This window comes from Herbiconiux sp. VKM Ac-1786, assembly GCF_015350805.1.
GTDB lineage: Bacteria > Actinomycetota > Actinomycetes > Actinomycetales > Microbacteriaceae > Herbiconiux.
Genome location: NZ_JADKSG010000002.1, coordinates 587,890 through 609,751 on the forward strand (window position 1 = coordinate 587,890; position 21,862 = coordinate 609,751).

Below are 21,862 nucleotides of genomic sequence, written 5' to 3' on the forward strand. Positions count from 1 at the left end.
GGGGTCGCCGTCAGATCTCGGATGCCCGGGCGGCGGCCTCGCGCACCCGGAGCCACGCGGCGTCCGTCTGCTCGAGGGTCTCGTCGAGCGAGCCGCCCGTGTCGATGACGACGTCGGCGAGGGCGCGCCGCTCCTCGTCGCTCGCCTGGGACGCCACGCGCCGCCCGGCCTCGTCGGCGGCCATCCCGCGCAGCTCGATCAGGCGCCGCACCCGCACCTCGGCCGGAGCCTCGACGACGACCACGAAGCGGAACAGCCCGTCGCGGCGGCCACCCGACTCGGCCAGCAGCGGCACGTCGTAGACGACGATCGCGTCGGGATCGGACGCGGCGGTCTCGGCGAGGCGCTCCTTGAGCAGCGCGGCGACCGCCGGGTGGGTGATGCCGTTCAGGTCGAGCCGGGCCGCCTCGTCGGCGAAGACGATGGCGCCGAGCGCGGGGCGGTCGAGCCGGCCGTCGGCGTCGATGACCCCGGGGCCGAAGCGCTCGGCGATCGCGGCGAGGCCCGGGGTTCCCGGTTCGACGGCCTCGCGGGCGAGCCGATCGGCGTCGACGACGACGGCGCCGTGCTCGGCGAAGCGGCGGGCGACGGTGGACTTTCCGGCGGCGATGCCCCCGGTGAGTGCGATCACGAACACGCTGCCATGCTAGCGGGCGGCCCCGCTGATGGCTCGTGAAACGGCGGATGGCCGCCCCTCGAGAGGGACGGCCATCCGGTACTGCAGTACGGCGTGTGACTAGTTGTTCGAGCTGAGCTTCTCGCGCAGAGCGGCGAGGGTCTCGTCGTCGGCGAGGGTGCCCGCGCCGGTCGACTCGCTCGAGAACGAGTTCGAGCCCGAGGGGATGTCGCTGTTGAGCGCCTCGGCGGCCGACGTCGCGACCTGCTTCTTGTGGGCCTCCCAGCGGGCCTGCGCCTCGGCGTAGTCCTGCTCCCACTTCTCGCGCTGGGCCTCGAAGCCCTCTTTCCACTCGTTGGTCTCCGGGTCGAAGCCCTCGGGGTACTTGTAGTTCCCCTGGTCGTCGTACTCGGTGAGCATGCCGTAGAGCGCCGGGTCGAACTCGGTGCCCTCGGGGTCGACGCCCTCGTTCGCCTGCTTCAGCGAGAGGCTGATGCGGCGGCGCTCGAGGTCGATGTCGATGACCTTGACGAAGACCTCGTCGCCGACCGACACGACCTGCTCGGCGAGCTCGACGTGCTTGCCGGAGAGCTCGGAGATGTGCACCAGACCCTCGATGCCCTCGGCGACACGGACGAACGCACCGAACGGCACCAGCTTGGTGACCTTTCCGGGCGCGACCTGGCCGATGGCGTGGGTACGGGCGAACACCTGCCACGGGTCTTCCTGCGTCGCCTTGAGCGACAGGGAGACGCGCTCGCGGTCGAGGTCGACCTCGAGGATCTCGACGGTGACCTCCTGGCCCACCTCGACGACCTCGGAGGCGTGCTCGATGTGCTTCCAGGAGAGCTCGGAGACGTGAACCAGACCGTCGACGCCGCCCAGGTCGACGAACGCACCGAAGTTGACGATCGACGAGACGACGCCCTTGCGGACCTGCCCCTTCTGGAGGTTGTTGAGGAAGGTGGTGCGGCTCTCGGACTGCGTCTGCTCGAGCAGGGCGCGGCGCGACAGCACGACGTTGTTGCGGTTCTTGTCGAGCTCGAGGATCTTGGCCTCGATCTCCTGGCCCAGGTACGGGGTCAGGTCGCGAACGCGGCGGAGCTCGATCAGCGAGGCGGGGAGGAAGCCGCGCAGGCCGATGTCGACGATCAGACCGCCCTTGACGACCTCGATGACCGAACCGGTCACCACGCCGTCGGCGTCCTTGATCTTCTCGACGTCGCCCCATGCACGCTCGTACTGGGCGCGCTTCTTCGACAGGATGAGCCGGCCTTCCTTGTCCTCCTTCTGGAGGACGAGGGCCTCGACCAGGTCACCGACCTGAACGACCTCGGTCGGGTCGACATCGTGCTTGATCGAGAGTTCACGCGAAGGGATGACGCCCTCCGTCTTGTAACCGACGTCGAGGAGGACCTCGTCGCGGTCGATCTTCACGACGGTGCCCTCGATGAGGTCTCCGTCGTTGAAGAATTTCAGAGTCTTTTCGACCGCGGCGAGGAAGTCTTCAGCAGATCCGATGTCATTGATGGCGACCTGCTTGGTTGCCTTTTCGGTCGTTGCGATTGTCATGTAGTGGTTGCTCCGTTGTGGACATGATTCAGGCCGGTCGCGATGGATCTCATTCGAATTCCAGGTTTTCCGCGACTGGCAGGCGGATAGAAGTCACAGAAGTGACGCTCTAGTCTAGCTATGCGGGAACGGGCGCGGCAAGTGCGGATTCGGGCATGTTGTTCTCAACGCCGCGGCCGCGTCGGGCATTCCTTCAGCCGCGTTCGCGCGAGCCGCGTCCGCGCGAGCGGCCTCCGCGCGCGCGGCTCGCGCGTCGCTCGGCGACGATCGCGTCGAGTGCTGCGTCGTGGTCGCGGAAGCGGAAGGCGTAGCCGGCCGCCTCGAGGCGCTCGGGCAGCACCCAGCGGCTCTTCAGCACGAGCTCGGTCTCGGTTCGGATGGCGATCGAGCCGAGCTCGAGCATCCACCGCCAGGTCGGGATGCCGAAGCGCGCGCCGACCGCCCGGCGCACCGAGGCCATGAAGGTGCGGTTGTCGGTCGGGTTCGGCGCCGACACGTTGACGACGCCCTCGATCGCGTCGTTCTCGTCGACGAAGCGCACCACGCCCACGACGTCGTCGAGATGCACCCAGCTGAACCGCTGGCGGCCGCCGCGCGAGCTCGGACGGTAGCGGTGGTACGTGCCGGCGGCGAGCCCGGCGCGGGTCGCGGGCCAGCGCCCGTCGAACTGCGGGCCGCCGAGGCCGACGCGCGCGAGCATCATGATGGGCGCCAGCGCGCTGCCGTCGCCGAGCACGATCGCGGTGCGGAGCGCCACCCGCCGGGTCGCCGGCAGTTCGCCGCGGAAGAACTCGGCCTCCCAGCTCGTCGCGACGTTCACCGAGAAGCCCTCGCCGATCTCGCCCGTCGACTCGGTCATCGGCCGGTCGTCGGCGTGGCGGTAGATGGTCGCGGTCGACGAGTTGATCCACAGGCGGGGCGGATGCGCGGCGGCGGCCACGGCCTCGTGCAGCGCCCGCGTGGTCTCCCGCCGTGAGCGGAAGATCTCGGCCCGGTTCGCCGCGTCGTATCGGCAGTTGACGCTCTTGCCGGCCATGTTGATCAGGAGGTCGGCGCCGTCGACGACGGCGGCGATCGCCGCGGGGTCGTTCCACCGCGCATCCGGCCCACGACGCCCGATGAGCAGCACCTCGGCGCCCTCGTCGCGGAACGACTGCGCCAGCGCGGTGCCGATGAAGCCGGATGCTCCGGCCAGCACGACCCGCCGGGGAGCCGTCATTCGGGGCGACCGGGACGGGTGGACGGGGCGGGCGCGGGCGACTCGGTGCGCTCGGCCGACTCGGTGCCGGTGCGCGCCGGTTCGGGCCGGATCTCGTACGCGAACGTTCCGGTGTACTCGTACACCCGCCCCACGAGGGGCGCCTCGATCACGGCGGTCACGCGCTGCGCGCCCTCCCCTGCGTTCGCGGCGTCGTCGAAGCGCTCGACGACGGTGACTCGCGGGGACAGCGCCGCGGGCAGTCGCACGAAGTGCCGCCCGACGCGCAGCTCGAGCGCGGTCGACGTGAGGTGCAGCTCGCCCCGCACGACCCGGGTCGCGAGCCGCACGCGGAAGCGCCGGTCGACGCCGAGGTGGTCGACCAGACCGTCGGCACCCGGGTTCTCGGCGGTGATCGCGTCGACCATGGCCTGCGCTCCGCTGAGGAAGTGGAAACGGCGCACCGCGACGACTCCGGTGCGGCCGTCGCGGTCGACGAGCGGGGCGTTGATGATGCTGAAGGGCACGTTGTGCTCCCACGCGGGGAACAGGATGCCCTGAGGGGCCAGCATCCGGAGCAGGGGCCAGAGCCAGCGCCTCGGGGTGCCGATCTGCTCGAACACCCCGCTGCCGTAGCCGCGGAAGCCGGGCCGGATGCCGCCGACGTAGCGCCTCACGACCGGATGCAGGTCGTCCAGGGCCGAGCCGGAGGTCAGCTCGTAGGGGGAACGCGCGCGGGCGACCACGATCAGCCGAGGAGCGCGGTGCGCAGGGTGTCTAGGCCGACGCCGCCCAGGTCGAGGGCGCGGCGATGGAACTCCTTCGAGGAGAAGGCCTCCTTCTCGCGGGCGCGGAGGGTGTCGCGCACCTCCTCCCAGATGCGCTGGCCCACCTTGTAGGAGGGGGCCTGGCCGGGCCAGCCGAGGTAGCGGTTCACCTCGAAGCGGATGAACGCGTCGTCCATGTTCACGTTCTGGCGCATGAACTCCAGGGCGTACCCGGCGTCCCAGACGCCCTGCCCGTCCAGGCGCGGCTTCTGCAGGTGCACGCCGATGTCGAGCACCACGCGGGCCGCCCGCATGCGCTGGCCGTCGAGCATGCCGAGGCGGTCGGCCGGGTCGTCGAGGTAGCCGAGCTCCTCCATCAGGCGCTCGGCGTAGAGCGCCCAGCCCTCGGCGTGGCCGCTCGTGCCGGCGAGCTGGCGCCGCCAGGTGTTGAGCTTCGCGCGGTTGACCACGGCCTGGCCGATCTGCAGGTGGTGGCCGGGAACGCCCTCGTGGTAGACGGTGGTGAGCTCGCGCCAGGTGTCGAACTCGGTGACGCCCTCGGGCACCGACCACCACATGCGGCCGGGGCGGGAGAAGTCGTCTGTGGGGCCGGTGTAGTAGATGCCGCCCTCGTGGGTGGGGGCGATCATGCACTCGATCGCCCGCACCTCCTCGGGGATGTCGAAGTGGGTCGCGCCGAGCTCGGCCACCGCGCGGTCGCTGGTCTCCTGCATCCAGACCCGCAGCGCCTCGGTGCCGTGGAGCTTTCGGGCCGGGTCTTCGTCGAGGAAGGCGATGGCCTCGAGGACGGACGCCCCGGGCTTGATCTCCTCGGCGATCGCCTCCTGCTCGCGCACCATGCGCCCGAGCTCCTCGATGCCCCACTCGTAGGTCTCGTCGAGGTCGATCGTGGCACCCAGGAAACGCCGGGACTGGAGGGCGTAGAGCTCGCGGCCCACCGCATCCTGCTCACCGGCGACCGGGGCCAGCTCGTTCTCGAGGAACTGGGCGAGCTTCGTGTAGGCCTCGGACGCGGTCTCGGCGGCACGGCCGAGGTCGCGGTGCAGCGCCTCGCCGACGCGGGCGGTGGCCTCGGCGCTCGTGGCGAAGGTGGTGAAGAAGCTGTCGGGGCCGGAGTTGGTGCGGGCCTGGGCGAGCACCTCGAGCACCTGCCGGCGCGCGGGCACGACACCCTGCCGCATGCCCTCGCGCAGGGTGACGATGTAGCCGTTCACGGCCTCCTCGACGGCCGAGAGGCGCTTCGAGACGACGGCCCAGTCGTCTTCGGTCTCGGTGGGCATGAGGTCGAAGACCTCGCGGATGTGCTGGCTGGGCGAGTCGATCACGTTCAGGTCGCGCAGCTGCAGGCCGGCCTCGCTGCTCGCGAGGCTGAGCCGGAGCTCGTTCGAGAGGTCGGTCTTGGTGACCTCGTCGACGTCGTCGAGTGGCACGGCGCCCTCGAGCTCGGCGAGCACCGACCTCACGGCGGAGACGTAGCGCTCGTGGCCGGCGGGCGAGAGATCGCCGAACCGGTCGTTGACCTCGGTGCGGCCGATGTAGGTGCCGAGCACGGGCTCGAGCTCGACCACGGTGTCGACCCAGCGCTCGGCGATGCGGTCGATGTCGGTTGCAGGACGTACAGTGCTCATGATTCGACCCTAGGGCACCCCACCGACACCGGTCGTTGAGGGTTCTTCACAGGCCTCAGGATGCTCTGCACGACCGTCCCGCCCGATTGACTTCTTCGAACATATGTTCGAATATGGGGCCATGACCGATGCCGCACTCGACGTCTCCTCCCCCGCTCCGGCGGGCGAGGAGATCCGGGCGCTGCAGTCGCGCATCAGCCAGATGCAGGCCACCAAGCTCGACACGCGGGCGGTGCGCACCCATCCGGCGATCGCGCCCCTGCTGCCCGGCGGCTCGCTGCGCGCCGGGGCCGCCTACTCGGTCGAGAGCTCGACCGCGCTCGTGATGGCGCTGATGGCGGGGCCCTCGGCCGACGGCATCTGGTGCGGGGTCGTCGGGCTGCCCGACTTCGGGGTCGAGGCGGCCTCCCGGTTCGGGGTCGACCTGGAGCGGCTGGCGCTGGTGCCGCATCCGGGAGACGAGTGGCTCACCGTCACCGCGGCGATGGCCGACGTGGTGGGAGTCGTCGTGACCCGGGTGCCGGGGCGGGTGCCCGACGCCGCGATGGCCCGGCTGCAGGCGCGCATCCGGCAGCGTGAGGCGACGCTGATCGTGCTCGGCGACTGGCCGCAGAGCGAGGCGACGCTGCGCATCACCGAGAGCACGTGGACGGGCATCGGCTCGGGGCACGGCTACCTGGCGGGGCGGCAGGCGATGGTGTCGGTCACGGCGCGCACGGGCAACGGGCGGCCGCGGCGGGGGCGGCTGTGGCTGCCCGACGGCGACGAGCTGTTCCGGCCGGTGATGGAGCTGCCGGGGCTGGCGGCTGTGCCGCCGGTCGACGGTCGTCGTGAGACACCTGCCTCCCTGAGACTGCTTCACGAGGTGAACGGATGAGCGCGGGGGCGGCCGCCGGGGCCGTGCGCACGATGGTGCTGTGGTGCCCCGACTGGCCGGTGGCGGCCGCGGCCGAGGCCGAGGGGCTGACGCTCGACGACCCGATCGCGGTGATCGAGAATGGGCTGGTCTACGCCTGCTCCGAGGGGGCGCGCTCCGACGGGGTGCGCCGTGGGCTGCGACTGCGGGAGGCGCAGGCGCGGAGCCCTCGGCTGCGGGACTTCCCCTACGACCCGGTGCGGGTGAACCGCGCCTTCGAGCCGCTGATCGGTGCCCTCGAGGAGATGAGCCCGAACGTGCAGGTCATGCGCGCGGGCAGCTGCGCCCTCCGTGCCCGCGGCCCGAAGCGGTTCTACGGCAGCGAGCACGCGGCGGCCCTCGCCTTCCTCGAGCGCTTCGCCGAGCTCGGCGTCACGGAGGCCAGGGTCGGTGTGGCCGACGGGCTGTTCGCGGCCGAGCAGGCGGCGCGGCTGCCGGGGGTCGACCTCATCCGCATCGTGCCGGAGGGGGCCTCGCCCGAGTTCCTCGCCCGGCTGCCGCTGCAGCTGCTGGCAGAGGACGAGCTCTGCGCCCTGCTCTGGCGCCTCGGCATCCGCACCCTGGGCGACTTCGCGCGGCTGCCGGCCGAAGACGTGCGGTCCCGTTTCGGCGAGCCGGGGGCGCGGGCGCACGAGCGGGCGAGCGGCACCGACCCGCGGCGGGTGATCCCCCGCGTCCCGCCCGAGGTGCGGGAGAGCGTCAACGCCTTCGAGCCGCCGCTGGAGCGCATCGACCAGATCACCTTCAGCATCCGGGCCGAGGCCGACCGCTTCGTCGGCGAGCTCGCGGCGGCCCGCCTGGTCTGCACCGAGCTGCGCGTCGAGATCGCGACCGAGCGTGGCGAGGTGCGGGAGCGCACCTGGCTGCATCCGCGCTGGTTCGGCGCGAGCGACGTGGTCGACCGGGTGCGCTGGCAGCTGCAGGGCGGCAGCACCATCGAGAGCACGCTCTCGGCCCCGGTCGTGCGGGTGCGGCTCACCGCCGAGACGGTCGACGACAGCGCCCGCCACGAGACCGGGCTCTGGGGCACGGGCTCCGAGGAGCGCATCCACCACGGCCTCTCCCGCGTGCAGAGCATCGTGGGCCACGAGGGCGTGCTCACGGCCTCCATCGGCGGAGGCCGCTCCCCGCGCGAGCGGCAGCTCCTCGTCCCGTGGGGCGACCGCCCCGCGACTCCCGCCGCCCCCGGACGCACCGCGCCCACCATGCCCCGCACCGCGCCCGCCGCGGCCCTCTCCACGCCCGCCGCGCCCACCCTGCCCGGCACCGCGACCGCTGCGTCCCGCACCGCGCCCTCCGGCTCGCGGATAGCGCTGGCGGGCACCGAAGCCATGATCGAACCCGCGGTGACGCGCGCCGCTGTCCGGCCGACGTCGGCCGGCGGGCGACGGCGCGGGCCGAAGAGCTCCGCCGGGGCCGAGGTGGCGCCCTGGCCGGGCAGCCTCCCGCCCCCGCTGCCGACCACGGTGTTCGAGCAGCGTCGCCAGGTGCTGCTCATGACGGGCCGGAACGAGCTGGTCGACGTCGACGAGTCCGGTGAGCTCGTCGGGGTTCCCGCCCGCTTCTCCCCCGACGTCTCCAGCCGGTCGCTCCGCCCGGTGCAGGCCTGGGCCGGCCCCTGGCCGGTCTCCGAGCGCTGGTGGGACAGCCGCAAGGCCCGCCGCGTCGACCGCCTCCAGCTCGTCGACGCCGACGGCGTCGCCTGGCTCCTCGCCCTCGACCGCCACCTCTGGTGGGCGGAGGCCCGCTATGACTGACCACCGACCCGCCCACCACCGACCCGCCGGCCGCACACGAACGAAGGGGTGCTGATGGGCTTCAACAATCCCGCGATCCCGTGGTCGGAGCTCGAGCGCACCCTGTCCGACCGCACGAGGCCCGGCCCGCCGCCCGGTGACGGGGTGACCGAGTCCGCCAAGCGGGCGCCCTACGATCCCGAGGCCGCCGAGAGCGCCGAGCCGACAGAGCCCGCCGAGCCGTCGGTGCCCTACGCCGAACTGCACGTGCACTCCAACTTCAGCTTCCTCGACGGCGCCTCCTCCCCCGAGACCCTCATCGAGGAGGCAGCCCGCCTGCGCCTGAACGCCCTCGCCCTCACCGATCATGACGGCTTCTACGGCATCGTCCGCTTCGCCGAGGCCGCCGAGAAGCACGACGTCGCCACGGTCTTCGGGGCTGAGCTCTCGCTCGACCTCAGCAAGCCGCAGAACGGCGTCGCCGACCCCGAGGGCTCCCACCTGCTCGTGCTCGCCCGCAGGAAGGAGGGCTACCACCGCCTCGCCGGCGCCATCACCTCCGCCCAGCTCGCCCCGCAGGCCGAGAAGGGCCGCCCGCTCTACGACCTCGACGAGCTCGCCGCCCAGGCGCACGGCGACTGGCTGGTGCTCACCGGCTGCCGCAAGGGCCCCGTGCGCCAGGCGCTCGAGTTCGAGGGGGTCGACGGCGCCGCCCGCGAGGTCGACCGGCTCGTCGCCCTGTTCGGCCGGGAGAACGTGCTGGTCGAGCTCACCGACCGGGGCGATCCGCTCGACAGCACCCGCAACGACGCCCTGGCCGGCATCGCCGAGCAGCAGGGTCTCGGCACGGTCGCCACCGGCAACGTGCACTACGCCACCACGAAGCAGCACCGGCTCTCCCAGGCCCTGGCCGCGGTGCGCGCCCGCCGCAGCCTCGACGAGCTCGACGGCTGGCTGCCCGCCGCGCCCACCGCCCACCTCCGCTCCGGCGCCGAGATGACCCGGCGCTTCGCCCGCTACCCGGGCGCCGTCGAGCGCACCGTCGAGGTGGCGGCCGACCTGTCCTTCCAGCTCCGCATGGCGAAGCCGCGGCTCCCCCGGCAGAAGGTGCCCGAGGGCCACACCCCCATGTCGTGGCTGCGCAAGCTCGTGCTCGACGCCATCCCGCGCAAGTACCCGCGCGCCAGTGCCGACGACCTGGCGCGCATCGATCGCGAGCTCGACGTGATCGAGCTGAAGGACTTCCCGGGCTACTTCCTCATCGTCTACGACATCGTGCGCGAGGCCCGCAGCCGTGGCATCCTCTGTCAGGGCCGCGGCTCGGCGGCGAACTCAGCGGTCTGCTACCTGCTCGACATCACCGCGGTCGACGCGATCGCCCGCGAGCTGCCCTTCGAGCGCTTCCTGTCGAGCATGCGCGACGAGGAGCCCGACATCGACGTCGACTTCGACTCCGAGCGCCGCGAGGAGGTCATCCAGTACGTCTACGAGAAGTACGGTCGCCGCAACGCCGCCCAGGTGGCGAACGTCATCCAGTACCGCCCCAAGTTCGCGGTGCGCGACATGGCGAAGGCGCTCGGCCACAGCCCGGGCCAGCAGGACGCCTGGTCGAAGCAGATCGAGCGCTGGGGCCCGGCCGTCGAGAGCGACGACCACGACATCCCCGACGAGGTGATCGCCCTCGCCACCGAGGTGCTGAAGTTCCCGCGGCACCTCGGCATCCACTCCGGCGGCATGGTGCTCACCGACCGCCCGGTGGGCGAGGTGTGCCCGATCGAGAACGGGCGCATGGCCGACCGCACGGTGCTCCAGTGGGACAAGGACGACTGCGCCTGGATGGGCCTCGTCAAGTTCGACCTGCTCGGGCTCGGCATGCTCTCGGCGCTGCAGTACTGCTTCGACCTCGTGCACGAGTCGACCGGCCGGCGGTGGACCCTCGACACCCTCCCCAAGGAGGAGGAAGCGGTCTACGACATGCTCTGCCGGGCCGACTCCATCGGCGTCTTCCAGGTGGAGAGCCGGGCGCAGATGGGCACGCTCCCCCGCCTGCAGCCCCGCGCCTTCTACGACCTCGTGGTGGAGATCGCGCTGATCCGTCCCGGTCCGATCCAGGGCGGGGCCGTGCATCCGTACATCAGGCGCAAGCTCGGGCAGGAGCCGGTGACCTACCTGCACCCCAAGCTCAAACCGGTGCTCGAGCGCACGCTCGGGGTGCCGCTGTTCCAGGAGCAGCTGATGCAGATGGCCATGGCCGTCGGCGACTGCTCCGCGGAGGACGCCGACCTGCTCCGGCGGGCGATGGGCTCCAAGCGCGGCCTCGAGAAGATCTCGAGCCTGCGCGAGAAGCTCTACGAGGGCATGGCGAACAACGGCATCAACGCGGCCGACTCCGACGTCATCTACACGAAGATCGAGGCGTTCGCGAACTTCGGCTTCGCCGAGAGCCACTCCACGAGCTTCGCCCTGCTGGTCTACGCGAGCTCGTGGATCAAGCTGCACTACCCCGCCGCCTTCCTCGCCGGGCTGCTGCGCGCGCAGCCGATGGGCTTCTACTCGCCTCAGACCCTCACGGCGGATGCTCGGCGGCACGGCGTCGAGGTGCGACGCCCCGACATCCAGCGCTCGGGCGTGCAGGCCGGTCTCGAACCGCTGCTGCTGTCCGCCCAGCGCGATGCCGCCCAGCGCGATGCCGCCGACAGTAAGGCCCCCGATGGCGATGCCGGGCCGGTGGCCGTCGTGGCCGAGACCGGGCTGGACGCCTGCCTGCACGAGCCGCCGCCGGTGCCGAAGGTCTTCGACCGCTCGAAGCCCGACCGTACGGCCGAGCACCGCCGCGACGGCAACGTCGCCGTGCGGCTGGGCCTCGACGAGGTGACCTCGATCGGCACCACGCTCGCCGAGCGGATCGTCGCCGAGCGCGACGAGAACGGGCTCTACCTGAGCATGGCCGATCTGGCGCGGCGGGTGGGGCTCACCACTCCGCAGCTCGAGGCGCTCGCCACCGCCGGCGCGTTCGAGAGCGTCGGGCTGACCAAGCGGGAGGCGCTGTGGGAGGCGGGCAACGCGGCGCAGGAGAAGGCGGAGTACCTGCCGGGCACCTTCGTGTCGGTGCAGCCGCCGCTGCTGCCGATGCTCTCGGCCGAGGAGCAGGTGGTCTACGACCTGTGGGCGACGGGCATCTCGCCCGACGACCATCCGCTGGCGCACGCGCGGGCCGAGCTGCGGAGGCGCGGCGCGCTCTCGGTGGGTGACCTCGCGACGGCCGAGAACGGGCGGCGGATCGAGGTGGGCGGGGTGGTGACGCACCGGCAGCGTCCGGCGACGGCGAGCGGCATCACGTTCATGAACATCGAGGACGAGACGGGCATCCTGAACGTGATCTGCGGCGTCGGCATCTGGAAGCGCTACCGCCGCATCGCCCGGGACTCGCCGGCGCTAGTGGTGCGCGGCATCCTCGAGCGCACTGACGAGGGCATCACGAACCTCGTGGCCGACCAGCTCGAGCCCCTCACCCTCGCCGCCAAGACCTCCTCCCGCGACTTCCGCTGACCCCGCCCGCCCGCTCCACCTCACGCATGTCGCGAGTGGTCACTTTCGGCCGCAGAACCCCGTGTTTCGCGCCAAAAGTGACCACTCGCGAAGAACGGAGATGGGAGGACGCGCGAGGTGGAAGCGGGAGGGCGCGCGAGGGGGCAGTGGGAGGACGCGCGAGGGAGAAGCGGGAGGGCGCGCAGCGGGGCGGCGCCTGCACCCGAGCGGCGGGCACGCTGCGGCGCGGTCGCCCGCGAACGAAGGCTCGCGGCGCGGAGGCGCGCGGAGGGTGAGGCGCGTGGAGGGATGGGGCATGCGACGGCGGCCGCGGCGGACTTCGTCAAGACTGTCCGCATCCCCGACCGCAGGCGGGCCGCATCGAGCGAGGATTGCGGAAGTCCGCGCCGGACAGGGCGCGGTCGGCGCAGACGGCGCGCGGCGGTCGGCACGGCTGAGGCGCGACGGCACGGGGTGGCGACGGGGCGGGGTGCCGTGAAGCGCGTGGCCACGCCGACGCGCCGACGCGGGGCGCGGGGGCGCCGCGCCGCAGGGCGCCGCGCGGCGGGGCGGGCTAGTGGGCCGCCTCGTTCCAGTTCTCGCCGCGGCCGATCTGCACCTCGAGGGGGACCGAGAGGGCGGCCGCCGAGGACATGCGGGCCGTCACGAGCGCCGAGAGCGCATCCCACTCGCCGGGCGCCACGTCGAAGACGAGTTCGTCGTGCACCTGGAGGAGCAGCTTCGAGGCGAGGCCCTGGGCGGTGAGGTCGGCCGCGATGTCGATCATCGCGATCTTGATGATGTCGGCGGCGGTGCCCTGGATGGGCGCGTTCAGGGCGGCGCGCTCGTCGTTGTCGCGGAGCACGCGGTTGGCGCTGTTCAGGTTCGCGAAGGGGCGGCGGCGGCCGAAGATCGTCTCGGTGTAGCCGTCGACCTTCGCCTGCACGACGACGTTGCGGAGGTAGTCGCGCACCCCGCCGAAGCGCTCGAAGTAGTCGCCCATCAGCTGCTTCGCCTCGGCGGTCTCGATGCGCAGCTGCTTCGACAGGCCGAAGGCCGACAGGCCGTAGGCGAGGCCGTACGACATGGCCTTCACCTTCGTGCGCATGTTCGGCGTGACGTCGGCCGGGTCGACCGAGAAGATGCGCGAGCCGACGAAGCGGTGCAGGTCTTCGCCCGAGTGGAACGCGTCGATCAGGCCCTGGTCGCCGGACAGGTGCGCCATGATGCGCATCTCGATCTGCGAGTAGTCGGCGGTGAGCAGGCACTCGTAACCCTCCCCGACGCGGAAGGCATGGCGGATGCGCCGGCCCTCCTCGGTGCGCACGGGGATGTTCTGCAGGTTCGGGTCGGTCGAGGAGATGCGCCCGGTCGACGACCCGGTCTGCACGTAGGTGGTGTGCACCCGGCCGTCGGGCGCGATGGCCTTGTCGACGCCCTCGATGATCTGGCGGAGCTTCGTGGCGTCGCGGTGCGCGAGCAGGAGCCCCAGGAACGGATGCGGGTTGGAGGCCTGGAGATCGGCGAGTGCCCCCGCATCCGTCGAGTAGCCCGTCTTGGTGGCACGCGTCTTCGGCATGTCGAGCTGGTCGAAGAGCACCTCCTGGATCTGCTTCGGCGAGCCGAGGTTCACCTCGCGCCCGATGATTCCGAAGGCCTCCGTGGCGATGGCGGAGGCGGAGGCCCCCAGCTCGTCGGAGAGCGAGACGAGCTCGGGGTGGCTCACCGTGACGCCCGTGAGCTCCATCTCGGCGAGCACCATCAGCGTCGGCAGCTCGATCTCGGTGAGCACGCGCAGGGTGCGCTCGTCGAGCTGGGCGGTGAGGGCGCGGGCGACCCGCAGCGCGTACCAGGCCTCGCCGGCCGGGCCGACGACCGTGTCGTCCTCGGGCACCAGCTGGTTCGGGTCGGACTTCGGCAGGATCTCGAGGAGGTGCCGATCGACGAGCTTCTCGAGCGAGCGGTCGGCGCTCGAGTCGGGCTTCAGCAGCCAGGCCGCGATCACCGGGTCGAACGCGAGCCCGGAGACGGCGAGCCCCGCGGTGCGGAGCGCCTTGATCTGCCGTTTGGCGTCGAAGAAGGTCTTCGGGGCGTCGCTCGCGAGCCAGGCCTCGAAGGGCGCGTAGTCGCGGCTGCCCTGCGTCCACGGCAGGAAGATCGTCTCGTGCAGCGTGGCGAGGCCGACGGCCACCGGGTAGCCGTCGATGGTCTCGACCTGCACCGAGATCGCCTTGGTGATGTCGGCCGCGGCCTCGGCGGCCGTGGCGGTGTGGCGGGCCAGCCAGCCGGCGAGCTCCTCGTCGAGCAGCGTGACGGGCACGGGGGCGTTCTCGGCCTTCGCCGCGGCCTCGGCGGCGGCCGCCTGGCCGACCTCCGAGTCGCCCGTGATGCCCTCGAGCTTCAGCACCCGGTCGAGCAGCGTGCGGAACTCCAGGCGCGCGAACACGTCGCGCACCTGCTGCTCGTCGGCGGGCGCGCGCAGCAGGTCGGCGGGACCCACCGGCAGCTCGACGTCGGTGAGCAGCCGGTTCAGCTTGCGGTTGCGCACGACGTTGTCGACGTGCTCGCGCAGGTTGTTGCCGACGACGCCCGGGATCTCGTCGCGGTGCTCGAGGATGGCGTCGAGGGTGCCGAACTGGTTCAGCCACTTCACCGCGGTCTTCTCGCCCACCTTGGGCACACCCGGCAGGTTGTCGCTCGTCTCGCCGACGAGGGCCGCGATGTCGGGGTACTGCTCGGGGCGGATGCCGTAGCGCTCCTGCACCTTCGCCTCGTCGTAGCGGGTGAGGTCGGACACGCCCTGGCGGGAGGGGTAGAGCAGCGTCACCTTGTCGTTGACGAGCTGGATCGCATCCCGGTCACCGGAGACGACGTAGACCTTGAAGCCCTCCTCGACGCCCTGGCGCGCGAGGGTCGCGAGGATGTCGTCGGCCTCGAAGTCCTCTTTCTCGATGGTGGTGATGCCGAGCGCGTGCAGGCACTCCTGCAGCAGCGGCACCTGCCCGATGAACTCCGACGGCGTCTCGCCGCGCGTGCCCTTGTAGTCGGGGTACTCGCGGGTGCGGAAGGAGTGCCGGGAGATGTCGAAGGCCACCGCGAGGTGCGTGGGCTTCTCGGCCTTGAGGAGGTTGATGAGCATCGCGAGGAAGCCGTGGATGGCGTTCGTGTGCTGCCCGTCGCGGGTCTGGAAACTGTCGACCGGAAGGGCGTAGAACGCCCGGAACGCGAGCGAATGACCGTCGATGACGAGGAGGGTAGGCTGTTCTTTGTCCGGCACACGGCCAGCCTACACAGGGCCTCCGACAGTCATTCGAGACAGGATTCCACACCGATGACGCAGCCAGAATCCCGCCCCGACGGCGCGCCCGCGACGAGTGCCGAGGCTCTCCCGATCGACGTCATGTCGGTCTTCGGCTACCGCGGTATCGGCACCCTGGCCGAGAAGATGGGCATCGAGTTCCTCGAGCTGAGCGCCGAGCGCTCGGTGGCGCGGATGCCCGTCGAGGGCAACACGCAACCCCTCGGTCTCGTGCACGGCGGGGCGTACGTCGTCTTGGCCGAGAGCCTCGGATCGACCGCCGCGAACCTGCACGCGGGCCCCACCAAGGTCGCGATGGGCATCGAGATCAACGCCAGCCACTCCGGCTCGGCGACGAGCGGCTGGGTGATCGGCACCTGCACGGCCATCCACCTCGGCAAGAGCCTCGCGACGCATCAGATCGAGATCGACGACGAGAAGGGCCGCCGGCTCTCGACGGTCCGCATCACGAACATCATCAAGGACCGACGGCCCCAGCAGGTCTTCGAGCCGAAGTAGCCCGAACGGCGCAGCAGCCGCGGCAACCGAGCTACGAGCCGGAAAAGCCCCGGCTACTTCTTCGGCGACAGCTGCTCGATGATCGCCTGCGCCACGTCGTGCATCGTCAGCCGGCGGTCCATCGACGCCTTCTGGATCCACCGGAACGCCTCGGGCTCGGTGAGCCCCATCTTCTCGTTCAGCAGGCCCTTGGCCCGGTCGACGAGCTTGCGGGTCTCGAAGCGCTCGACGAGGTCGGCCACCTCGGACTCGAGGGTGATGATCTGGGCGTAGCGCGAGAGGGCGATCTCGATCGCGGGCAGCAGGTCGTTCGGGGTGAAGGGCTTCACGACGTAGGCGAGCGCGCCGGCCTCGGTGGCGCGCTCGACGAGCTCCTTCTGGCTGAAGGCGGTGAGCAGCACGACGGGCGCGATGTGGTCTTTCGACAGGCGCTCGGCCGCGGAGATGCCGTCGAGCTGGGGCATCTTGACATCCATGATCACCAGGTCGGGACGCAGCTCGGTGGCCAGGGCCACCGCGGTCTCGCCGTCTCCGGCCTCGCCCACGACATCGAACCCGTTGTCGCGCAGGATCTCGACGATGTCGAGGCGGATCAGGGACTCGTCTTCGGCCACCACTACACGGCGGGGCACTGCTGTCGTCGGTTCTTGGTCAGTCACGTTTCAACCCTACGGTATTCTTGAGCTCGCTCGTAGCAGGCCGGTGTGGCGGAATGGCAGACGCTGCGCACTCAAAATGCGCTGTCCGAAAGGGCGTGTGGGTTCGAGTCCCACCACCGGTACGGCGCTCGAGGGCCGGGTTCCGGATGCGCGTTCTGTCGCATCGGGAGTCGACAGACGTCCGTACCGCCCACCCCCGCGCCTCCCTACCGTTCACTCAACCGGTGACGAAGGGAACGCGATGACCACGAGACCGACCGCTCGCCTGCACGCGGCGCTCGTGATGCTGTCGTTCGCGGCCGGAGCCGCCGACGCCTTCGCGTTCCTGGCGCTCAGCGGCACCTTCACGGCCAACATGACGGGCAACCTGGTGCTGGTGGCGATGTTCACGCGTCCGGGCTACGCGCAGACGGCGCTCTGCGCGGTCGTGGCCGTCGCCGCGTTCGCGATCGTGCTGTACCTCGGGTTCCGGCACAGCCGGCAGCCGGCGGCCGCGCCCGACCACCGGCGGCTCGTGCTGCGCCTGCTCGCACCGTCCTCGGCGGCGCAGGGCGTGGTGGTGGTGGTCTGGCTGGCGGCCGGGGCGTCCCCGCCGCTCGCGGTGCAGTGCGTGGTCATCGCACTCTCGGCCGGGGCGCTGGCCCTGCAGACCGTGGCCGCCAAGCGCCTGAGCGACACCGACGGCATCACGACCACCTACGTCACCGGCTCGCTCACCACCACGATGCAGGACCTCGCCGAGCGCCGCGACGCCGGTCAGCTCCTCCGGCTGCTCTCGATCGCCGCGCTCCCCCTCGGCGCCGTCGCCGCCACCGCCGTCATGCACGTGGCCGCCGGCGCCGGCCCGCTCGTGGCGTTCGTGGTCGCGTCGGCTGCCGCGATCGTCGCCCTCTCGGCGACGCGCACCCGCACCTGACGCAGAGGAGTGACCATGCACGCGCTGCCGGACCGGTCGATCAGCCGCACCATCACCGCGCTGGAGCTCGAGCTCCTCGCCCGCGACGCCCTGCAACTGGTGCACTCCGCGGACACCGCACGGTTCGAGGCCCTGTTCACAGCGGATGCGCGGCTGCGCTGCAGCTCGGGAGCGGCCTTCGACGGCCGCTCGACGGTGGCGCGGGAACTCCGCCGCCGGTCGCTGTTCCGGCGCCGGCTCGTGACCCTCGAGGGAGTCGTCGTGCTCGAGCCCTTCGTCCTCCTGCACAGCGGCCCGCACCACACCGATCGCGGCACCCCGTTCGCCGTGCTCGAGGTCTGCGACGGCGCGATCGCCTCGTGGATCGAGGACTGCGCCTGAGGCGATCCGACCCGACGCTTTCGACAACTGCCGGAACAGGTTGAGTCAGCCGTCCCTCCACTCCTGCCCCACAACGGTGGTGCCATGGGCGGGACCCACACCCACCGCAGAGAGGGACACCAGAGATGGCAGACGACAAGGCCCCGGCGCCGCACCACGAGACCCCCACCCTGGGAAACCCCGACCTGCCGCAGGAGGGCGAGTCCAACACCGTCGGCGACCCGGGCAGCGTGGCCATGACCGGCCCGCAGAACACCGCGATCGAGAGCCAGTTCCCCAACCAGATGGATGCCCCGGGCACCGACATCAGCACGCAGGCGTTCTTCTGGAGCAGCTTCAACATCTCGCCCCGACGGGTGCAGAGCGGCGGCTGGGCCCGGGAGATCACCCAGCAGGACTTCGCGATCTCCGAGGAGATCTCCGGGGTGAACATGCACCTCGAGGCCGGCGGCATCCGCGAGCTGCACTGGCACCAGACGGCGGAGTGGGCCATCATGACCCGCGGCCGGTGCCGGGTCACGACGCTCAGCCGCGAGGGGCTCCCGAGCGTCGAGGACGTCGAGGAGGGCGACCTCTGGTACTTCCCGGCCGGTCTGCCGCACTCCCTCCAGGGGCTCGGACCCGACGGGGCCGAGTTCGTGCTGGCGTTCGACGACGGAGAGCAGTCCGAGAGCAACACGCTGCTGCTGACGGACTGGTTCGCCCACACTCCCCCGGAGGTGCTCGCCAAGAACTTCGGCGTCGCCCAGGAGGTCTTCAAGGACATCCCGCTGCACAACCTCTGGATCTTCCCGGGCGACGTGCCCGGTGAGCTCGAGAAGGACCAGGCGGCGGCCGGTGTCACCTGGGGTGCGAACGAGCCCGTGATCTACCGGCTGTCGCGCTCGGAGCCCGCGCACAGCAACAGCGGCGGCAGCATCCGGATCGCGGACAGCACGAACTTCCCCTCCTCGACCACGGTCGCCGCCGCGCTCGTCACCCTCGAACCCGGGGCGATGCGCGAGCTGCACTGGCACCCGAACGCCGACGAGTGGCAGTACTACCTGCGCGGCCAGGGGCGGATGACCGTCTTCAACACCGGTCCGCACGCGAACACCACCGACTTCAAGGCCGGCGACGTCGGCGTGGTGCGCCGCAACTACGGCCACTACGTCGAGAACACCGGCGACGACGTGCTGGTGTTCCTCGAGACGTTCAAGAGCGACCGCTACGAGGAGGTGTCGCTCGCGAACTGGCTGAGCCACTTGCCCCCGGCCCTGGTGGCCGCGCACCTGAACATCCCCGAGGACGTGATCGCCACGTTCCCCCGCGGCACCCAGGGCATCACCCCGAAGCGCTGACCGGCCGGGCGAGAGGAGGAGGGACCATGCGACGCGAGCTTCTCGTCGAGGCGGACACCATCGTCGGTGCCCTGTCGCCCGGCCGTCGCGAGGCGGTGCGGGAGCTGGTGATCGACGCGACCCGCCGGGGCGTGCTGGACGACCGGGCGCGGGCGTTCCTCGACCGCGCCTCGGGCGGCACGCTGCTCGGAGACGTGCTGGCCCAGGCGCTGGCCGAGACGGCCGCGCCGCCGGCCGTCACGCGATCGGCGGCGACTTCCGCCTAGCCCGCCGGGATCGGCGTCGGCGTCGCGGTCGGCGTCGGCGTCGTCTTGGCGGCGACGGCGTCGGCCTCCGAGAAGATCGCGACCGGCACGTACTGGTGCACGACCTGCGTCATATAGGTGTTCGCGAGCGGCGCGGTCTCGTACGACACCTGGAACGCGAAGTCGAGCATCAGGCCGAGGGTGTCGTCGGCGACGACCCCGATCTGCTGCGACTCGAGCTGGAACCCGCCCTTGGGCGAGGTGATCAGCAGGCCGAGGCCCTGCTCCGAGCGCAGCGCCTCGGGGTCGAGGGTGATCTTCAGCGGGTCGTTGTTGAGGTTGTACGCGGTCTCGACGGCGCCGGAGACGCTGGTGGTCTTCGCGGTCACCGTGATGTTCGACATGTAGACGCGGCGCTTCTGGTCGAAGGGCGCTTCGGCGGGCACCTTGTTGTCGTAGACGCCGATCACGAACGAGAACCGCTTGTCGGCCATCGGCGTCCAGTCGTGGGTCTTCTGCTCGGTCCAGACGTCGAGCTTCAGCTGCAGCTGGTCGGCGATGTCGGTAGTGGGGTGCACCGAGCCCATGTCGGTGAAGACCGAGGCGAACTGCAGGGCGCCGTCGGTGGTGTTCGCTCCCAGGTCGGCGGTGGTCGAGTCGGCGGTGGTGCCGGCCGAGACCCCGGCGCCCGCGGCTCCGGCGGCTCCGGGGGCGGTGGGCTGCACGCCGAAGAACGGCATGATCGTCGAGCAGCCCGAGAGGGCGACGACGGTCGCGAGGGCGGCGGCGATGCCGGCGGAGCGGAGGAGGAGGGTCTGACGAGGCATGAGTGTTCTTTCGGTCGCGAGGTCGCACGGTCGACGGATGCCCGGCCGACCCCGTTCCGGAGAGCGGGGGTGCAGGATGCGGGGGCTGCCACGGGTGCAAGGGTGCAGCCCCCGCACGGGTGCTGCAGGGCATCCGAAATCTATCGCCCCGGATGCGCCCGGAAACAGCGATCGGCCAGGAACCGATCGAAGACTGATCGAATCCTGGCCGAATCCTGAGGTAGGGCCCCAGGTGCCGTGACGGGTGCTAGTTGTCGAACTTCTCGGGCACCAGCGGGTTGTGCGCCGAGCCGATGACGTGCACGCGCATGTCGTTGGTGGTGCCGGCCACTCCGGGAGGGGAGCCGGAGATGACGATGACCTTGTCGCCGATCTGGGCGCGCCCGAGGCCGAGCAGCACGTCGTCGACCTGGCCCATCAGCTCGTCGGTGTGCTTCACCCGGTCGACGAGGTAAGACTGCACGCCCCAGCTCAGCGCCATGCGGTTGCGGATGCCCGGCTCCGGCGTGAAGCCGAGGATCGGGATGCTCGAGCGCAGTCGCGTCATGCGTCGCACGGAGTCGCCCGACTCGGTGAACACGCAGAGGAACTTGGCGCCTACGAAGTCGCCGACCTCGGCGGCGGCGAGGGTGACCGCACCGCCCTGGGTGCGGGGCTTCGTGCCGAGCGCGGGGATGCGCTCGAGGCCGTGGTCTTCGGTCGACTCGATGATGCGCGCCATCGTCTGCACGGTGATGACGGGGAACTCGCCGACGCTGGTCTCGCCCGAGAGCATGACCGCGTCGGTGCCGTCGAGCACCGCGTTGGCGCAGTCGGAGGCCTCGGCGCGCGTGGGGCGCGGGGAGGAGATCATCGATTCGAGCACCTGGGTGGCGACGATGACGGGCTTCGCCATGCGGCGGGACAGCTCGACGGCGCGCTTCTGCACGATCGGCACGGCCTCCAGCGGGAGCTCGACGCCGAGGTCGCCACGGGCGACCATGATGCCGTCGAAGGCGTCGATGATCTCCTCGAGGTTGTCGACGGCCTGCGGCTTCTCGATCTTGGCGATGACGGGGACGCGGCGGCCCTCCTCGTCCATGATGCGGTGCACCTCGACCACGTCGGCGGCGTCGCGCACGAAGGACAGCGCGATGTAGTCGGCGCCGAGCTTCAGGCCCCAGCGCAGGTCGGCGATGTCCTTCTCGGACATGGCGGGCACGTTGACCGCGACACCGGGCAGGTTGATGCCCTTGTTGTTCGACACGGCGCCGGGCACCTCGACGACCGTGGTGACCACGGTGCCGTCGGTCTCGAGCACGCGCAGCGTGACCTTGCCGTCGTCGATCAGGAGCGGGTCGCCCGGCTTGACGTCCTGGGGCAGGCCCTTGAACGTCGTGGAAGAGATCTCCTTGTTGCCGATGATGTCCTCGATGGTGATCTTGAAGATGTCACCCTCGGCGAGGTCGTAGGGGCCGTTCTCGAACTTGCCGAGACGGATCTTCGGACCCTGCAGGTCGACCAGCACCGCGACCGCGCGGCCGGAGTCGTCGGCCGCCTGGCGCACGTTCTTGTACACGGACTCGTGCACGTCGTAGCTGCCGTGGCTCAGGTTCATGCGGGCCATGTCGACGCCCGCGTCGATGATGGCCCTGATGGTTTCGTAGGTCGACGTCGCCGGCCCGAGTGTTGCGACGATCTTCGCGCGTCTCATCT

The 21,862-nt window shown here is 71.1% G+C and carries 17 protein-coding genes and 1 tRNA gene; 9 read left to right on the forward strand and 9 right to left on the reverse strand.

Annotation, left to right across the window (positions count from 1 at the left end; genetic code table 11):
• Positions 1-10 precede the first annotated feature (10 nt).
• From coaE to ITJ64_RS13760, 5 genes are all read right to left on the reverse strand, one after another.
• Entirely contained in the window at positions 11-637 is a 627-nt protein-coding gene (gene coaE, locus ITJ64_RS13740; protein ID WP_194681326.1) for a dephospho-CoA kinase, read from the reverse strand.
• A gap of 99 nt (positions 638-736) precedes the next feature.
• The gene (gene rpsA, locus ITJ64_RS13745; protein ID WP_173181006.1) at positions 737-2,188 is read right to left on the reverse strand and encodes a 30S ribosomal protein S1; all 1,452 of its coding nucleotides are present in this window, start codon (positions 2,186-2,188) and stop codon (positions 737-739) included.
• Between the two features lie 193 nt (positions 2,189-2,381).
• On the reverse strand, positions 2,382-3,407 hold the full coding sequence (locus tag ITJ64_RS13750) for an epimerase (protein ID WP_194681327.1): 1,026 nt from the start codon (positions 3,405-3,407) through the stop codon (positions 2,382-2,384).
• Complete coding sequence (locus ITJ64_RS13755; protein ID WP_194681328.1) at positions 3,404-4,132, reverse strand: DUF4166 domain-containing protein; 729 nt, start codon at positions 4,130-4,132, stop codon at positions 3,404-3,406. The genes ITJ64_RS13750 and ITJ64_RS13755 overlap by 4 nt, the downstream gene beginning before the upstream one ends.
• A gap of 2 nt (positions 4,133-4,134) precedes the next feature.
• Positions 4,135-5,802 carry a DUF885 domain-containing protein gene (locus ITJ64_RS13760; RefSeq protein WP_194681329.1) on the reverse strand — a complete coding sequence of 556 codons (1,668 nt, stop codon included), beginning with the start codon at positions 5,800-5,802 and terminating at the stop codon, positions 4,135-4,137.
• Between the two features lie 121 nt (positions 5,803-5,923).
• On the opposite strand from ITJ64_RS13760, the gene ITJ64_RS13765 reads away from it, so the two are divergent.
• The 3 genes from ITJ64_RS13765 to ITJ64_RS13775 are packed head-to-tail and all read left to right on the forward strand — an operon-like array spanning position 5,924 to position 12,003.
• Positions 5,924-6,679, forward strand: a complete 756-nt coding sequence (locus ITJ64_RS13765) for a hypothetical protein (protein ID WP_194681330.1) — start codon at positions 5,924-5,926, stop codon at positions 6,677-6,679.
• Positions 6,676-8,475, forward strand: a complete 1,800-nt coding sequence (locus ITJ64_RS13770) for a DNA polymerase Y family protein (protein ID WP_194681331.1) — start codon at positions 6,676-6,678, stop codon at positions 8,473-8,475. Before ITJ64_RS13765 ends, ITJ64_RS13770 begins: the two co-directional genes overlap by 4 nt.
• A 54-nt stretch (positions 8,476-8,529) precedes the next feature.
• Complete coding sequence (locus ITJ64_RS13775; protein WP_194681332.1) at positions 8,530-12,003, forward strand: error-prone DNA polymerase; 3,474 nt, start codon at positions 8,530-8,532, stop codon at positions 12,001-12,003.
• A gap of 553 nt (positions 12,004-12,556) precedes the next feature.
• On the opposite strand, the gene polA is transcribed toward ITJ64_RS13775, so the two are convergent.
• Positions 12,557-15,259, reverse strand: coding sequence for a DNA polymerase I (gene polA / locus ITJ64_RS13780; RefSeq protein ID WP_194681333.1), 2,703 nt, complete (start codon positions 15,257-15,259; stop codon positions 12,557-12,559).
• Between the two features lie 123 nt (positions 15,260-15,382).
• Here polA and ITJ64_RS13785 point away from each other — a divergent pair, with 123 nt between their 5' ends.
• Positions 15,383-15,799, forward strand: coding sequence for a PaaI family thioesterase (locus ITJ64_RS13785; protein WP_194682155.1), 417 nt, complete (start codon positions 15,383-15,385; stop codon positions 15,797-15,799).
• 53 nt (positions 15,800-15,852) lie between these two features.
• On the opposite strand, the gene ITJ64_RS13790 is transcribed toward ITJ64_RS13785, so the two are convergent.
• Positions 15,853-16,458: an ANTAR domain-containing response regulator gene (locus tag ITJ64_RS13790; protein ID WP_092552903.1), complete on the reverse strand. Its 606-nt coding sequence runs from the start codon at positions 16,456-16,458 to the stop codon at positions 15,853-15,855.
• A gap of 39 nt (positions 16,459-16,497) precedes the next feature.
• Between ITJ64_RS13790 and ITJ64_RS13795 the strand changes: the two genes are divergently transcribed.
• The 5 genes from ITJ64_RS13795 (at position 16,498) to ITJ64_RS13815 (ending at position 19,361) form a co-directional block, all read left to right on the forward strand.
• Positions 16,498-16,580 (forward strand) — tRNA-Leu (locus ITJ64_RS13795).
• A 119-nt stretch (positions 16,581-16,699) separates the two neighbouring features.
• The gene (locus tag ITJ64_RS13800) at positions 16,700-17,374 is read left to right on the forward strand and encodes a DUF1275 family protein (RefSeq protein ID WP_194681334.1); all 675 of its coding nucleotides are present in this window, start codon (positions 16,700-16,702) and stop codon (positions 17,372-17,374) included.
• A gap of 15 nt (positions 17,375-17,389) precedes the next feature.
• On the forward strand, positions 17,390-17,755 hold the full coding sequence (locus tag ITJ64_RS13805; RefSeq protein ID WP_194681335.1) for a hypothetical protein: 366 nt from the start codon (positions 17,390-17,392) through the stop codon (positions 17,753-17,755).
• Positions 17,756-17,880: 125 nt separating this feature from the next.
• Positions 17,881-19,095 (forward strand): cupin domain-containing protein, encoded by a 1,215-nt coding sequence (locus ITJ64_RS13810; protein ID WP_194681336.1) that lies wholly within the window; start codon positions 17,881-17,883, stop codon positions 19,093-19,095.
• A 26-nt stretch (positions 19,096-19,121) separates the two neighbouring features.
• Entirely contained in the window at positions 19,122-19,361 is a 240-nt protein-coding gene (locus ITJ64_RS13815; protein WP_194681337.1) for a hypothetical protein, read from the forward strand.
• Here ITJ64_RS13815 and ITJ64_RS13820 read toward each other — a convergent pair.
• The gene (locus ITJ64_RS13820) at positions 19,358-20,167 is read right to left on the reverse strand and encodes a hypothetical protein (RefSeq protein WP_194681338.1); all 810 of its coding nucleotides are present in this window, start codon (positions 20,165-20,167) and stop codon (positions 19,358-19,360) included. The genes ITJ64_RS13815 and ITJ64_RS13820 overlap by 4 nt on opposite strands.
• A gap of 247 nt (positions 20,168-20,414) precedes the next feature.
• On the reverse strand, positions 20,415-21,860 hold the full coding sequence (gene pyk / locus ITJ64_RS13825) for a pyruvate kinase (RefSeq protein ID WP_194681339.1): 1,446 nt from the start codon (positions 21,858-21,860) through the stop codon (positions 20,415-20,417).
• Positions 21,861-21,862 lie beyond the last annotated feature (2 nt).